Origin of the sequence: Streptomyces sp. NPDC008150 (genome assembly GCF_042956945.1) — a bacterium.
GTDB lineage: Bacteria > Actinomycetota > Actinomycetes > Streptomycetales > Streptomycetaceae > Streptomyces.
In genome coordinates, this window is the sequence record NZ_JBIBHJ010000011.1 from 1 (window position 1) to 14,212 (window position 14,212).

Here is a 14,212-nt window from a genome sequence, read left to right on the forward strand (position 1 = left end):
CCAGGGGCTTCGCGGCATCCCCAGCACCCTTTCGGGCCGCCCGGAGCATCCTTTGAAACAGACAGCACCCAGCTCGGGAGCCCTTGTGAGTAGGCGTACTCAGGCACATGGTGTCGGCGTACGGACTTTTCTCCCCAGTTGCGTACGGACGAACGTCCCTAGCTCTGACCGCGGGCAGCAGCACCGCAGGGGATCTCGGTTGAGATCGATGCTCCGAGCAGGGACACTCGCGCGATGAGCGACAGCACATCGTCTGAAGCGATCGAGCGAGGGTGGGACGAGCCCTGGTATCGGGTCCGCACGGAGGGCTTTGAGGCGTCGTTCCTGCCCAGCGACGGCGAGGACTTGGACGAGGTCTGCAACGTCGATGTCTTCGTGACTCTGAAGGACGGATCTCGTTGGACCGCGACCGTGTTCACCGTCGCGGAGGTCGAGCGCCTTATGAAGCTCTGGGCAGGGACCGACGAGGCCCTCGGGGGCCGGTACTTCTGGGTCTCGGACGGTCTGATCGTCAGGGATCCCGGCATCGACAACATGACCGGCGTGATCGCCGGACTGATCGAGAACGGCGAGTTCTCCGAGATCTTTCAGCGGGCGATCAACAACTGATCAAGTGCTTGGCCGCGGAAACAACGTGGGGCGTCAGGCCACGTCGTTGTCCCGCTCGATGGGCTTGAGACGGTTCTTCAGCCGGTAGCTGGGGCCGTTGATGGAGATCACTTCGCAGTGGTGGAGGAGTCGGTCGAGGATGGCGGTGGCGAGGACCTCGTCGCCGAAGACCTGGCCCCATTCGCTGAAGGTCTTGTTCGAGGTCAGGATGATCGAGCCCTTCTCGTAGCGCTTGGAGATGACCTGGAAGACCAGGTTCGCCTCGGCTCGTTCGAGGGGCTGATAGCCGACCTCATCGACGACGAGAACGCCGGGCCGCAGGTAGGAGCCGAGCTTGTTCGTCAGACGCCCTGCGGCCTCGGCGGCCTTGAGGTTGCGGACCATGTCGTCGAGGCTCGTGAAGTAGATCGAGTAGCCGGCCCGGCAGGCCGCGACCGCCAGGGCGACGGCAATGTGCGTCTTGCCGACCCCGGGCGGCCCCAGCAGAGCGGCGTTCGCCTTGCCCTCGACGAACGAGAGAGTGGCGAGGTCCTTGACCTTCCGCGGGTCGAGCTCGGGCTGGAAGGAGAAGTCGTACTCGTCGAGCGTCTTCTGGTGCGGCAGCTTCGAGAGTCGCAGGCCCTGGCGGAAGCGGCGGTCGTCGCGGACAGCCAGCTCCTCGGACAGGACCAGGTCGAGGAAGTCGAGGTAGCCCATCTTCCCCTCGTCGGCCCGACGGGTGTACTCCCTGATGGTTTCCGCCAGGTGGGGCAGGCCGAGCTTGCCGGCCGTATTGCGGATGCGGGTGGAGACCAGCTCGCTCAAGACGTTTCCCTCGTGCTCGGACGGGTGGTGAAGGGGCGGGTTCCGGTCAGCTCGTCATAGACCGACAGCGGACGGCGTCCGACCTCGATATGAGTGGCCGCAGCCCGGTTCAGCAGAGCCCGCAAAGGCCCTGCTTCCTCGCCCCGAGGACGTTCATGGCGAGGCTGTGGCAGGAACATCGCCGGTGGTGGTCCGGCGCCCCTGGCCCGTGGGCAGGCCGTCCCAGTGGGCCTCTTCGACGACACGGACCCCGCGGCCGATCGCCCGCGGATGGGTCGCCAGCAGCGTCTCGCCGCTGGAGCCGGCGACGGTGGAATGCAGCATGATCTGCGACTTCGTGGCCCGGATCTCCACCAGCTGACGCGGTCGGACCTTGCGGGCGGGCACCGAGTAGAGGTTGCCGCCAAAGAGACCAGGCAGTCCTTGCCGACCGGCCGCAGATGCCGTTCGGCCAACAGATACGGAGTCTCCGGCAGCGGTTTGAGGGCCATGTGGTCGCGGGCCGCCCGCTCGCCGATGATCTGCTGGTGAGTCCGGTGGGCCTGAGCCCGTCGCTGCGGCACCCAGGTAGTGAAGGCGGCGTCCATCTCCTCGACGGAGGAGAAGGACCGGCCGGACAGGACATGGTCGCGAACGATGAGGACCTGCCGCTCGACGCGTCCCTTGCCGGTGGGCCGGTAGGCGACCAGGACGTCGATGTCGAAGTCGTAGTGGCCGGCGAACCCGACCGCTTCCGGATGCAGCGGAACCGCCTCGCCCGGAGCGACGTGGCGTCGGACGACGGTCTTCGTTCGGTCGTAGACGATCGTCATCGGAACGCCGCCGAAGTGGGCGAAGGCCCGTCGGTGGCAGTCGAAGAACGTCTGGAGATCCTGGCTGGTGGTGAAGCAGCAGAACGGGTCGCGCGAGTACGACAGCGTCATGTGGAAGGAGTAGACCTTCGGGATGCCCATGTGGGCGAGGACCTTGCCCTCGTCGCCCCAGTCGACCTGGGCCTGGGCGCCGGGGACGACCTCGAACCGGCGGTGCATGCCGGCGAGTTCCTTCGGCGTGATGCCGAGTTCCTCAGCGATCCGAGGCCGGGCTTCCTGAACGTAGAGCTTGACAAGCTGGTAGTTGCCAGTAAACCCGTACTCCGCGGTCAGCCGCCCGTGAATCACCGCGGCCTTCATCAGGATCTCGGCCCGCAGCATCGAGTCGACCAACGGCGCGAACTCGTCGATCACCCTCGCCTTCGACCGCCCGTTCGGCGACCGGCGCGGCGGGGTCGCCGGACCCGGTGCCGACAGATACTTGCGGACCGTCTTCCGGTCCAGCCCAGTCTCCCGGGCCACCTCCGACAGGCTGATCGCCCCGGACTCCAACAGACTCCGGAAACGCCGCAATTCCAACCACCGATGCGGATCCAGGACCACCGCCGACCGCCTTCCGCCGCCTCTCACCGACCAAGCAGCAGAGTGCCGAGCCAGCAGGTCTCAACGCATCAACAACTGTCCCTTTTCATCCGTACGCAGGTGGGAACGTTCACGTGTACGCCGACACCAATCCGCTCCCGACGTGGACCGCGCCGACGACGGCCCGCCAAGCTCCATGGCGACAAGGGGTACGACTATGACCACCTGCGGCGATGGCTGCGCTCAAGGAACATCACTCCGCGCATCGCTCGCAAGGGCATCGAGTCCTCCCAGCGGCTGGGCCGACATCGTTGGACCGTGGAGCGGACGGTGGCCTGGCTTGCAGGATGCCGCCGTCTGCACCGGCGTTATGAGCGCAAGGCCGAACACTTCCTCGCCTTCGCCGGCATCGCCGCCACCCTCATCTGCTACCGGCGGCTTACCGGATGAGCAATTTCACTGAAGATCTGGCCGACGGCGTGCGAGGAGGATTCCCCCAAGGGTGCTCTCGGCAGAGGTGAGCGTCCTGTGTTCGTCGACGGTGAAGCCGGCCTCGTCGAGCCAGCCAATCATCTGGCTGTGCTGGCGACGATGGACCGTGACCTTCATCGGGTGGCCGCCATAGCCCTCCGTCTTCACCTTCGAGGTGTCCCCGACATGGAAGCTGAGGAGCAGCGGTCCGCCTGGCCGCAGCACTCGGTGAAAGTGCTTGAAGACCGTACCGATCCGTGTGTCGGGGATATGGATCAGCGAGTACCAGGCGACCAGGCCAGCTATCGAGCCATCGCTGAGATTGAGATCCGTCATGGAGCCGAGTTCGAACCGCAGTCCGGGGTGGTCACGCCGGGCCATCTCGATCATCCCGGGCGATAGGTCGATCCCGAACGCGTCCACGCCCAGCTGGCGCAAGTGAGCCGTGATCCGCCCCGGCCCACATCCCACGTCGGCGACCGACCCCCCGCCGCGCGAACTCACCAGGTCGGCGAACAGCTCCAGGACCCCACGCTCTACGGGTGTTTCGTCCAGGAGGTTACGCACCTGGTCCGCATAGCTCGCGGCGACGGTGTCATAGGACGTCCGCGTGTCTTCCAACCAACTGTCAGTGCTCGGTTCGTTCTCCACGCCCGCAGGCTACTCAACAGCCCAGACGAGATGACCTCTTACTGTCGGTGAAGAACAACCAGCCAACCCGCGCACGGCAGTTGAGAACTGCTGCCCCGGAGCGAGGCACCTGTCCTTGAACGTTCCTGCGAGCGGGGACACAGCCGAGAGGAAGTACGGGAGGTGAAGGTCGTCTCCGTCGACGGCCTGCTCTTCTCGCATGCCTGCCCGGTCGTGCGCATCCACCGCAAGCGCCGTCCCCTGGGGGTGAAAAAGTGGCAGACCGAGGCGGTCTACGCGGTCACCGACCTGCCCGCCGACCAGGCATCTCCCGTCGAGATCTCCTCCTGAGCCCGAAGGTACTGGATCATCGAAAACACCGTCCACGGGACCAAGGACGTCACCTTCGCCGAGGACGCCGGCCAAGTCCGACGACACCACACCCACCCCCGCCGCCATGAGCGTCCTCCGCGACCTGACCCGCTCCACTCTCGACCGGGCCGGCTGGACCAACATCGCCAGCGGCCGACGCGCTCGCAATCGGTGCAGGTTGGCACTCGCCAGTCTCACCGCGGTCCGTGTCGTCCCGTTGTGGATCAAGACGCACGGACCAGGCGTGGACCACTCTCAGCACCTGACGGAGCCTCGCTCAGCGACGCTGCGGTGCCTCCGCCGAGGCAGTTGCGTCGAGCAGCGCCCGGATGACCGCCTCGGGCTCCGGCCAGCTCTCTCCCGCCGAACGGAGCCGGAGCGAGAGCCCGTCGAAGTCGCGCCCCTGCAACAGGGTGTTGCAGTCCTGGCAGAGGTAGATCCTGGCGGGCAGGGCGAAGCCGAGAGCAGGGGAAGTCGCCGGAATTCGGTAGGTCCACAGAACGTCGGACCGACCACAGACCTGGCATCGCTGCTCGTGCCAGAGGACCTCGGGGTCCTCGTCCTCTGCGCTGTAGGAACCGCGGTACTCGTCCATCTCGGCCTCCGGGGTGGCGCGACTCAGCCGGTGCCGGTGGCCGGCGCGAGCTTCCACACACCAGAGTAACGACGGACGTCCCAGCCCCTGTACCTGATGTTGACGTTCGCCGGGTAGCCGGGCCAGCTCACGTGATACCCGACCATGGGGAACTTGGTTCGGTTCGTCTCGTGCGCGCCGAAGTCGCGGTTCAGATCGTGCTTGTAGGTGCTGGTGGACCCGTTGACCGGGTGAGCCGAGTTGTTGCCGTCAGCGGTCGCGTCATGGGTGCCGCAAGTCCAGTCGGCCGCGTTCGGGACATTGACTCCGCAGTAATAGTCGTATCCGAACGCGTACGGGACGCCTGCCCGGTGGTCGGCGAGGAGACCCAGCGTCCAGCGGTGCGACGAGCCGCCGTTCATGGTCTGCTTGAGCTGAACCTGCACCGTGCCCTGCACGGTGCACCTGCCGTTGGTGCACCGGTCGAGTTTGGCCGCTCCGAGGTCGGAGCGGTAGTGATAGCTGTCGGTCTTCTTGTTGCCATGCAGTGTGTAGCCCTGCGGGGTGGCCGTGCGGGAATCCGTGACACGGCTGTTCGTCGTGGTGTTGACGCTGCCGTCCTTCGCTGCCTGCTGAGCTTCATTCGAGACGGAACCGTTGCTTGAGGGCGTAGTGCTGACGTGCCCCGTGTCGAGCCGCGTGACCAACGAAGAGCCGTCGCCGAATTCCACTTCCGTCTGGTAGTACTCGGCTCCCGGCGGGCCGCTGACCTCTGCCGGTGTCATGCCGACAGTGAGTAGAACCGCTCCGAGCGCGGCGCTTGCCGCGCTGAGACGGCGAGACGGTGTCATGCGGCGGCGCGACCGGTGATCAGTATTGCTGTATGAGGTCACCCAGGGCTTCATGTAAGCATCATTGCGCTAATTGAGGGTTAGAGCACCGTTTTGCACTCTTTTGGATGACGATGCACTGCCGCACACTCACGTGCGGACCCGCCGTCGGCGAAGGCGGACGGGACCGAGGGAGCTGGATCACTCAGACGCTTGATCAGCCGGCGGATCCCGGGCCATCGCTGCCGGCCCGCGCTCGCGTCTATTCAGTCTCGACGAGCTGGCCCGACGGGTTGACCCGGCACTGGAAGAGGTGGAAGGGGCCGCCCCGTGCCGCGGGAGTTCCCCACACACCCTGCACCGGCCGCGGTGTTACCTCCGGCGCCGTCACTCGATCGACGGATCCGGCATCACCCGATTGGCTCACCCCGGGGCGAGGGCACAGAGTCGGCTGATCCCGGTGTCACTCCGGTGCGAATTCGCCAATCGGAGTTCAGCTCGAAGACCACCCGGGCGATGTTCAGCCCGGTCTCGAACGGCATGTCGTAGAACCGCTCTCGATAGTGCGGCCTCCGGTGAACCATGCCGCCGACGTTCAGCACGACGTGTTCCAGCGGCTGGGCATCGTCCACACCCGGCGACGCCCAGCCGGCCACCAGTCCGTAGCCGTGAGGTTCCGCAGCCCTGCAGTGCTCCACCACGCGGTTGATCAAGTTCGTCGTACGCCCGAACATGCAGTACTGGCGCGCTCCTTGGAACTCCAGGACGTAGATCCGAGCTGCTCGCGGGCGATCGGCTTCGACGTAGCCGGCCAACTGCTGCTGGACACAGTCCTGGGCCAGGTGGCTGGCTTCCGGCAAGGGCGCCTGAGGGTACTCGGGCAGGGTGCCAGCTCGAAGTTCCGCGCGGGCCATCTCCACGAGGTCGGGCGCATGCGGATGGATGGGCGGGAGCACCGGCGTGGTGAGCCGCACCCGCCGGAAGTCAACATCCAGTTCCAGCGAGCCGCGATAGCCGGTCTCCCGGGGGCCGAACAGGACGTCCATCACGCTCTGAGCCTCAGTCACGAGGCAAGCATGTCGCAGGGGTCTGACACCGTCGCGCCGTCAGCCGCAGAGGAACCCGGTCAGCGCGCTGGGGCATCGTCCGTCTCGTCGCCGTCGGCCGATGGCGAGGTGGCTTTGTGCTGTCGGCCGCGGGGCTAGCTACTGAACTTGAATGCGTGATGTCGGCGGCTTGGATTAGGTGATCACCGCTGACGGTTGGGGCTCCACTCGTAGGCTCCCGGGGCCGTCTCGATGACTTCACTGGGCCAGGCCAGCCGGACCTGTTCCAGGCGCCCGCGGTGCTCAGCGACAGTCTCCCTGGGACCGCGTTTCCAGGACCGTCGTAAGGCGGTCCGGGTCGCTCATCTGGATCGACAGCCAGCCGTCTTCATGCATGTGGATGTCGAGGCTCAGGCCGCGGTCTCCGCCGATGCTGGCAGTCTGGCCGGGACGCAGATTGGACAGCCTCAATTTGATCTGATGCTGCCAGCGTCGGTGTGCGGTACGCGCTGACCGACCAGGCATCCCGAACCGCCACACGGGAAACCCCGTCGACCACGTGGACGAGCCTGTCTAGGCTGCACTGCGTGATCCCCTCACTTCGCGTCCGCCGACTCTTCCACACTGTGGAGGAGTACCAGGGTGTGAACGTCTTCCTCGCTGTAGTAGATCCGTGGCTGGACGAGCACGCCGATGCCGTCCGGGAGGCCCTCGCGCCGCTGGCCGCCTTCGGGGGATGGACACGGACCGAGTACGAGTTCGGCGATCCTCTGGAGACGTTGTACGCACTCAGCCGCGTCAGCGACGCACTGATCTACAAGTTCCAGCCGCTGCTGCCTCCGGGCTCTGAGGTCCCCTGGGCGCACGACATCCACGAGCCTGAGCGCTGGCCGCATGTCACCCGCGACCAGTACCTGGCTGCCTTCTCCCGGCTCGGTATGGCCCCGATCGGCAGCGTCGCGTTCGAACCGTTCTTCCACGAGGTCGTCCACGTCGCGCAGCACGAGCGCCCGGAGACGCCGATTGAGATCACCGGGACAGTCTGGCCGGGCCTGATGTTCGGGGAGATGCTGTTCAGCCGCACTGGTGTGACGGTGCGTGCTGGCGCCCAACACCTGGTCGCGGGCATTGCGGACCGGTCACCGCTCCACGACGTGTTCATGCGCCGTTACCGGGAGACGTTCGACGGGTCGCTGGGCTGGGGCCACAACTCGCAGTGGAAGACGGACTTCCGCCGCGACTACCTCACCGATACCGCCTTTCGCTTCAACGTCGACGAGGAGCCCGACTCAGAGCAGGACATCCTCGGCAAACCGAGGCGGCTGACTCCGGCCGAGCGATCGGACCTGGTGCGGCACCGCTGCTTGACCCGTCCCCTCCAGGATCCAGATGCCGTCCAAGAAGCCGGCCCGGGCGGGCGGCTCACCATTTCGCGGACCTGATCCAGTCCGGTCCCTCCGTGCCAGCATCTTGTCTCTGCCCTCAGACATCTGTCTGCTTCGTCCCCGAGCCCGATGCCGTTTCGGCCGCCGATGCTGCGACGGCCTGGGTGTAACGCAGGCTGCTCTTGCCGCCCAGTGCGAAGACGTGGGCGAGGTGGAGGGGGTCGGCGCCTGTAGCGGCGGCCTCTTCGAGGATGCGGTCCTGGCGCAGCCGATCGAGGGTGACGGGCAGTGGCTGGACGAGCCGGTCCAGCCAGAACGTACCGACCGGCGCAGTGTTCGTGGCCGTGTTGCGGGTTATCAGCAGGTAAGGATGGTGCTGTTCGGCCGGCGTTCATGCCGGCAGGCGAGGTAGTCGCTGATCGCCTCGGCGGTGTACTCGTCCAGCGGCCGGTTCCAGCCGTCCGGGTTCAGGGGGCGGCCGACCAGGTCGACCTGTTCCCGCAGGCGGGTGCGGATGAGGTGAGGGCGCATCGCGTGGATGCCCGCGAGCGCGACGACCGTCCGCAGGACGCGGTCCTGGCGGGCCGCATCAGCGACGGCTGCAACTTCCTTGCCAGTGACCGGGCCCGCTCCACCAGCATCGTCACCAACTGCTCGTCCGACACGGGCACGGGCGGCCCGGACAAGTCCTTCTCTGCAGGCTCCACAGTCTCCAACTCCACGGCGGTGTGAGTCATTTGACGTCTCTCCCATGATCGTCGGATCCGCCGTTAGATCTACACTCCTCCCGGCGGGCGGTGCTACGGCGCACGGGCAGTGGCGGCAGCCGTCACGCCGGCTGCTGGAGGGTCAGGGGGCAAGCAGGATCACGAGCAGCGCGGTGCCTTCGGCGGTCAGTTGGACGGCGAGGGCGCTCACCCGCGCCTGCCGCCAGGGGGCGGCCAGTGCGACAAGGAGTGCTCCTGCGGCGGTCCACAGGGCCCAGGGGATGATGTAGCCGGGAAGGCCGGGCGTGCACTGGCCGTACTCCAGACAGTTCCCGGCGTTCGGCTCGGCCAGGGACAGGACGAACACCGCTACCGCCACGGGTACGAACAACACCGCGGACAACACCGCCGCCAGACGGCTGCGGTCGCGGCGGGCAGGATCCGCCGTCCCGGACGGAGCTGACGCTGCGACAGGACCGGGTCGACCGGGCGGGTGCGGTGGGGTGAAGGACATGCCCCCATCCAAAGGCCGCAAGCTGGCAGGCACATCGGCTGGCGTACTCACCCTTCGTGGGGACCGGTCTAACAACGGCTAAGAGGTCGTTCTCTTTCCGAACCTCGTATGCGGATTCCGCTGGTCAAGCATGGGATTGCGACTGTCGCGGAAGCCTCGACTCGTTGCTGATCGAGTTGCCGTGGGGGTGTCGGATGCCGTCGATGCGGGCGGTTCTGGAAGCGCGACGGAAGGCCGCAGCCGTGCGAGTGGAGGAGCTTGAAGCCGAACTCGAGAGGGTGCGGGAGGCCTTGGCGGACGCCGAAGAAGTCTTCAGGCGCCGGGCGATCGGTCTCGAGCAGTACTTGGAGGCGCTGGCCGAGGAGGAAGCACCTGCCGATACGGCCGCCGGTCCGTCACGGAGGAAGCCGGTGGGACCGCGCCGTGCGGTGCCGCATCGGGAGAACGCGGCCGGACTCGAGGATCTCTCGGCGGACTATCAGGCGGTGATGGCCGCCGCTGCGGAGGCCGGAGCCGACGGGTTGGGTGCCCGGCGGGCGGCAGTCGTGCTGGGCTGGGACAGTGCCTCCGCCTCCCGCGTCGAGGGCGCGAGGGCTCGCCTGAAGCGGCTGGTGGAACGGGGCTGGCTGATCGAGGAGAAGCCGGGCAGGTTCACGCTGCCCGAACAGCATGATGATGCCCCCGGGCAGCCAGGCGGCGGTTCATGAGGGCGATCATCGACCAGCGGATGACGGCTTCGCTGGTGTCGGGGCGTCGTTCGTAGTCCCGGACCAGGCGCCGGCTGCGCAGGAGCCAGGCGAAGGACCGTTCCACGACCCAGCGGCGGGGCAGTGGCTGGAAGCCGCGGACGTCGTCCGGGCGGCGGACGATATCGAGGACGATTCCCAGGTGCTGGTCGGTCCAGTCGGTGAGGTGGCCGGTGTAGCCGCCGTCGGCCCAGACCCGTGCCAGGTGCCGGAAGTCCCTCTTTGCCGCGGGCAGTAGGGTCCGGGCGGCATCCCGGTCGGTCGTGGATGCGGGGGTGACCTGCACGTCCAGGAGGAGTCCGAGGGTGTCGGTGAGCAGGTGCCGCTTCCGGCCGTTGATCTTCTTGCCCGCGTCGAAGCCGCGTGAACCGTGGGCGACGGTGGCGTCCGCTTTCACCGACTGCGAGTCCACGACCCCCGCGCTCGGCTCGATGCTGCGGCCCTCGCCGGTGCGGACGGCTTCCCGCAGCCGTTCGTGCAGCTCGGTGACCAGTCCCGTGTCCCGCCAGCGGGCGAAGAAGGCATAGACACGCGGCCAGGGCGGGAAGTCCGCGGGCATCGCCCGCCACTTGATGCCGTTGTCGACGAGGTAGCGCACTGCGTCGATCATCTGCCGGTGGCAGTAGCCCTCCGGACGCCCGCCGCGGCCAGAAAGCCAGCCCGGGACCGGCAGCAGGTCCCTCACCACGGCCCACTCGGCATCACTCATGTCCGAGCCGTACCGGGGCCGGCGCTGCGGCCACTCGACGGCGTTCCCGAACCTGTGGGCGAGGCAGTCACACCCACGAGTGGACGAACTGGACTCGGTGACCGCGACCACGCGACACTTCGACAACAGGGCCTCTTGCTTCTCGCTGGACTCGACATCCGCGAGCTACCAAGAGGCCCTTCCTTCATGCACCCGCCCCGGACAACTCACCCGAACCAGGACCGCGTTCGAACATGTCCGACCACACGAGTGGATAGAGAACAGGCAGTAACACAATGACCTGAGTTGTCGGTGGGTGATCAGGCAGCAAGCGAGTTTGAGGAACGCTTCGTGGATGTCGGCTCGTCTCTCCCAGCGGATGCGCAGCCGGCGGTAGCCGTGGAGCCAGGCGATGGTCCGTTCGACCACCCATCGGTAGATGCCGAGGCCGGTGCCGTGGAGAGTTCCGCGTCGGGCGATGGCGGGAACGATGCCGCGGGCGCGGACCTGGTCGCGGTAGATGTCGTGGTCGTAACCGCGATCGGCGAACAGCGAGTCGGACCTGCGGCGCGGATGTCCGACCCTGCCGCGCACGGGCGGCACCGCGTCGAGCAGGGGCATCAGTTGGGTGACGTCGTTGCGGTTGCCGCCTGTCAACAAGACGGCGAGCGGGGTGCCATGCCCGTCCGTGATCACGTGGTGTTTCGATCCCGGCCGGCCCCGGTCGACCGGTGACGGGCCGGTGTGGGCCCCCCTTTTAGCGCCCTGACGTGCGAGGAGTCGACCACGCACCGCGACCGGTCGAGGCGTGCCGCCGCGTTCAGCTCGGCCAGGAGCACTTCGTGAAGGCGCTGCCCCACACCGGCCTCGTTCCAGTCCCGCAGCCGCCGCCAGCACGTCATCCCCGACCCGAACCCCATCTCCTGCGGGAGGTGTTCCCACTGGATCCCGGTGTGCAGCACATACAGGATCCCGCACAGCACGTCCCGGTCCGGCAGAGGCTTGCGCCCCGGATACCTGAACCTCCTGGGTCGCTGCGGCAGGAGTGGCTCCAGGCGATCCCACAGTTCATCCGGCACGATCCACGGCGACGCCCCCATGCCCAGCTGAACGCTCAACTCCCGGCAGGGACACGGCCAGCAGCACCGACCCACCTCATTGTGTTAGCCGCTGTTAGGGGCCTGGTTGGGTTTTCGACGGACGCGAGAGAGCGCCCATGAACCAGGAGTCAACTTTCGGGCTTTTTCTGTAGAAAGTGTTAGGTTGCACGGGATCACACAGTGCGACGAAGATGTCACCTTCTCGCAGCTCGACAACCCTTTGGAGCGAACTTGTATTTTTGTTCCTGAACCGAATCACCATAAACGTGAACTCGTGGCGGCCAGGTTGTATTTTCACGAATTTTGGCCATCTAGTGGTTCGGTCTCGGCTACAAATCTCCCCCCCCTCCCTCACGAATTGATACGATTCCAGCCCTGTCAGTGAAACTGCGTATTGGCTCCCTTATTTCAGCAATCAGAAGGACCCCCGTCTGACCCTTTTCTAGCACCCCCTGAACGGCCCTCCTGGCCCTCCTGGACATTCGCGGCACGTCGCCAAGAGCCTTAACAGAGAAGGATGCACCGGGCTCCCCCATCACTCATCCCCATCCTGGGAATCATCGCGCAAATTACCTCCCGTGAGAGTTCCGATCAGAGCGAAGACCACCGAAGTCGAATTGGCTACTACAGAGAGCAACCCAATCACCTTCTCGCCGAATTTCATCAATATTCGCGTAAACATGGGGGCGCCGATAGCTAGTTCATTCAGCGACATCCCCATCCTATACTCCCCATAGCCGACCCCAGCCATTCCGAGGCTCGCCACTCCCATAGCGCAGCTCCCCGATTGCTTCGAGAAGCAGGCATCTGCGGTTGTTGCTGCACCTAGAGGGCGTCTGAAAAGCCGGTCAGCGGGCAAGTCACCTGGTAGCGGGGCGGTGGCGTACTTTCGGGGGCTGGGGTGTGCGGGCTGCGTACCCGTTACCCGACGGATCTGTCCGATCTGGAGTGGGAGATCCTCCGTCCGCTGGTTCCGGCGGTCAAGCCCGGTGGGCGAATGGCGAAACACACGCGACGGGAGATCATCAACGCGTTGGCGTACTGGCTGCGGGCCGGCTGCGCCTGGAGGCTGCTGCCGCACGACCTGCCGCCGTGGCAGACCGTCTACCACTACTGGCGACAGTGGCAGCAAGAAGGCGTGTGGGAGCGGATGTCGACGGCGCTGCGCGAACGCGAGCGGGTGCGACTCGGCCGGGATCCCACTCCGAGCGCGGCCATTGTGGACAGTCAGAGCGTGAGGGCCGGTGAGCGCGGTGGCCTGCACGGGTACGACGGCGGCAAGAAGGTCAGCGGCATCAAGCGCCACCTGCTCATCGACACCCGCGGCACTGTCCTGGTCACCTGCGTGAGCCCGGCGAGTGTCGGCGACCGCGACGGAGCAGCAGTCCTGTTCGCCCGGGCTGCCGATGCCTTCCCGCGCCTTCGGCACGTGTGGGCGGACCAGGGCTACCGTGGCGCCGACTTCCATGCCTGGGCACGGGAAGCCACCGGCATCACCGTGCAGGTCGTGCAGCGCCGCGACGGAGGCTTCCGCTCGACCTGGGCAAAAGTAGGCACACCGCCTCCGGAAGTGCCCCTCTTTGCGGTCGTCCCGCGGCGTTGGGTGGTAGAGCGGACGTTCGCCTGGCTGGGACGGTGCCGCCGCCTGTCGAAGGACTACGAGTACCTGCGCGTCTGCTCGGAGAACGCCACCTACCTCACCATGGCCACGTGCGCCGCCTCGCAAGATCAGCCAGCTGACCGGCTTTCAGAGATCGTTTTCGGCTATTTTGCGTCGCCTCAAGTGTCGCAGGCGAGTACTCGCGCATCACACGTGTCGAATTCCCGCGATGGGCGGCGGGGTAATTGCCGATATCAACTCACCTTGGAACGAGACGGTCTTCACCGGATGAGACAGGCAATGCAGGCGTCCCGCACGTCTCGTCAATCGCGCCAGCCGCTGTATCCTCCCAATGCCCGCTCCGTCACGGGGACTTGCTGGGATGAAACAGGCTCTGTAGCTGAAAACGACCTCTCAGAGGTCGTTTTCTCCCGTTGTTTCATCCCGGAATCCGCCGATTGGCCTGTGGTGCCGGGCGTCAGAAGATGGTGCTGTCGCGGGTGATGAGCCGCGTCCTGCTGGTGGCGAGTCTGGTGGCCCTGCGGCGCAGCCGGTGGTGGGACGACCGGCAGAAGTGGACCGCGGCCTGCGGTCTGTTCCTCGGTGGGCTGCTCCAGGCGGTCGGCGTCGGAGCGGGCCCGGCACCGCCGGTGGGCCGGTGGGCCGGTGGGCCGGTGGGCCGGTGGGCCGGTGGGCCGGTGGGCCGGTGGGCCGGTGGGCCGGTGGGCCGGTGGGCCGGTGG

At 66.5% G+C, this 14,212-nt stretch carries 14 protein-coding genes and 4 pseudogenes; 8 read left to right on the forward strand and 10 right to left on the reverse strand.

Going from position 1 to position 14,212, the window contains the following annotated elements; translation table 11 throughout:
* The first annotated feature begins 234 nt into the window (after window positions 1-234).
* The gene (locus ACFZA0_RS24965) at window positions 235-609 is read left to right on the forward strand and encodes a hypothetical protein (RefSeq protein WP_391020865.1); all 375 of its coding nucleotides are present in this window, start codon (window positions 235-237) and stop codon (window positions 607-609) included.
* A gap of 33 nt (window positions 610-642) precedes the next feature.
* On the opposite strand, the gene istB is transcribed toward ACFZA0_RS24965, so the two are convergent.
* Window positions 643-1,413 carry an IS21-like element helper ATPase IstB gene (gene istB / locus ACFZA0_RS24970; RefSeq protein ID WP_391020867.1) on the reverse strand — a complete coding sequence of 257 codons (771 nt, stop codon included), beginning with the start codon at window positions 1,411-1,413 and terminating at the stop codon, window positions 643-645.
* Window positions 1,410-2,828, reverse strand: a pseudogene (istA, locus tag ACFZA0_RS24975) (IS21 family transposase). Before istA ends, istB begins: the two are co-directional and overlap by 4 nt.
* Window positions 2,829-2,957: 129 nt before the next feature.
* Here istA and ACFZA0_RS24980 point away from each other — a divergent pair.
* A pseudogene (locus ACFZA0_RS24980) lies at window positions 2,958-3,257 on the forward strand (transposase); the annotation flags it as partial.
* A 6-nt stretch (window positions 3,258-3,263) separates the two neighbouring features.
* On the opposite strand, the gene ACFZA0_RS24985 reads toward ACFZA0_RS24980, so the two are convergent.
* On the reverse strand, window positions 3,264-3,929 hold the full coding sequence (locus ACFZA0_RS24985) for a methyltransferase domain-containing protein (RefSeq protein ID WP_391020869.1): 666 nt from the start codon (window positions 3,927-3,929) through the stop codon (window positions 3,264-3,266).
* 162 nt (window positions 3,930-4,091) lie between these two features.
* On the opposite strand from ACFZA0_RS24985, the gene ACFZA0_RS24990 reads away from it, so the two are divergent.
* Window positions 4,092-4,259 (forward strand): hypothetical protein, encoded by a 168-nt coding sequence (locus tag ACFZA0_RS24990; RefSeq protein WP_391020871.1) that lies wholly within the window; start codon window positions 4,092-4,094, stop codon window positions 4,257-4,259.
* 298 nt (window positions 4,260-4,557) lie between these two features.
* On the opposite strand, the gene ACFZA0_RS24995 is transcribed toward ACFZA0_RS24990, so the two are convergent.
* The 3 genes from ACFZA0_RS24995 to ACFZA0_RS25005 form a co-directional block, all read right to left on the reverse strand.
* A complete protein-coding gene (locus ACFZA0_RS24995) occupies window positions 4,558-4,875 on the reverse strand; it encodes a hypothetical protein (RefSeq protein ID WP_391020872.1) in 318 nt (105 codons plus the stop codon).
* 23 nt (window positions 4,876-4,898) lie between these two features.
* Window positions 4,899-5,639, reverse strand: a complete 741-nt coding sequence (locus ACFZA0_RS25000; protein WP_391020874.1) for a hypothetical protein — start codon at window positions 5,637-5,639, stop codon at window positions 4,899-4,901.
* A gap of 455 nt (window positions 5,640-6,094) precedes the next feature.
* On the reverse strand, window positions 6,095-6,751 hold the full coding sequence (locus tag ACFZA0_RS25005; protein WP_391020876.1) for a hypothetical protein: 657 nt from the start codon (window positions 6,749-6,751) through the stop codon (window positions 6,095-6,097).
* Between the two features lie 623 nt (window positions 6,752-7,374).
* Between ACFZA0_RS25005 and ACFZA0_RS25010 the strand changes: the two genes are divergently transcribed.
* Entirely contained in the window at window positions 7,375-8,172 is a 798-nt protein-coding gene (locus tag ACFZA0_RS25010) for a hypothetical protein (protein ID WP_391020878.1), read from the forward strand.
* A gap of 300 nt (window positions 8,173-8,472) precedes the next feature.
* Here ACFZA0_RS25010 and ACFZA0_RS25015 read toward each other — a convergent pair whose 3' ends face one another.
* Window positions 8,473-8,646 (reverse strand): hypothetical protein, encoded by a 174-nt coding sequence (locus tag ACFZA0_RS25015; RefSeq protein WP_391020880.1) that lies wholly within the window; start codon window positions 8,644-8,646, stop codon window positions 8,473-8,475.
* Window positions 8,647-8,649: 3 nt separating this feature from the next.
* Between ACFZA0_RS25015 and ACFZA0_RS25020 the strand changes: the two genes are divergently transcribed.
* A complete protein-coding gene (locus tag ACFZA0_RS25020; RefSeq protein WP_391020882.1) occupies window positions 8,650-8,847 on the forward strand; it encodes a hypothetical protein in 198 nt (65 codons plus the stop codon).
* 117 nt (window positions 8,848-8,964) lie between these two features.
* Here the strand turns inward: ACFZA0_RS25020 and ACFZA0_RS25025 are convergent, their stop codons facing one another.
* Complete coding sequence (locus tag ACFZA0_RS25025) at window positions 8,965-9,201, reverse strand: hypothetical protein (protein ID WP_391020883.1); 237 nt, start codon at window positions 9,199-9,201, stop codon at window positions 8,965-8,967.
* Between the two features lie 338 nt (window positions 9,202-9,539).
* Between ACFZA0_RS25025 and ACFZA0_RS25030 the strand changes: the two genes are divergently transcribed.
* Window positions 9,540-10,043, forward strand: a complete 504-nt coding sequence (locus tag ACFZA0_RS25030) for a hypothetical protein (RefSeq protein ID WP_391021368.1) — start codon at window positions 9,540-9,542, stop codon at window positions 10,041-10,043.
* Here ACFZA0_RS25030 and ACFZA0_RS25035 read toward each other — a convergent pair.
* Entirely contained in the window at window positions 9,988-10,791 is an 804-nt protein-coding gene (locus tag ACFZA0_RS25035) for an IS5 family transposase (protein WP_391020885.1), read from the reverse strand. The two genes, ACFZA0_RS25030 and ACFZA0_RS25035, sit on opposite strands and share 56 nt — an antisense overlap.
* A gap of 279 nt (window positions 10,792-11,070) precedes the next feature.
* A pseudogene (locus ACFZA0_RS25040) lies at window positions 11,071-11,870 on the reverse strand (IS5 family transposase); the annotation flags it as partial.
* Between the two features lie 901 nt (window positions 11,871-12,771).
* On the opposite strand from ACFZA0_RS25040, the pseudogene ACFZA0_RS25045 reads away from it, so the two are divergent.
* Window positions 12,772-13,575, forward strand: a pseudogene (locus ACFZA0_RS25045) (IS5 family transposase); the annotation flags it as partial.
* A gap of 398 nt (window positions 13,576-13,973) precedes the next feature.
* On the forward strand, window positions 13,974-14,212 hold a 239-nt coding region (locus tag ACFZA0_RS25050; protein ID WP_391020887.1), incomplete at its 3' end, for a hypothetical protein.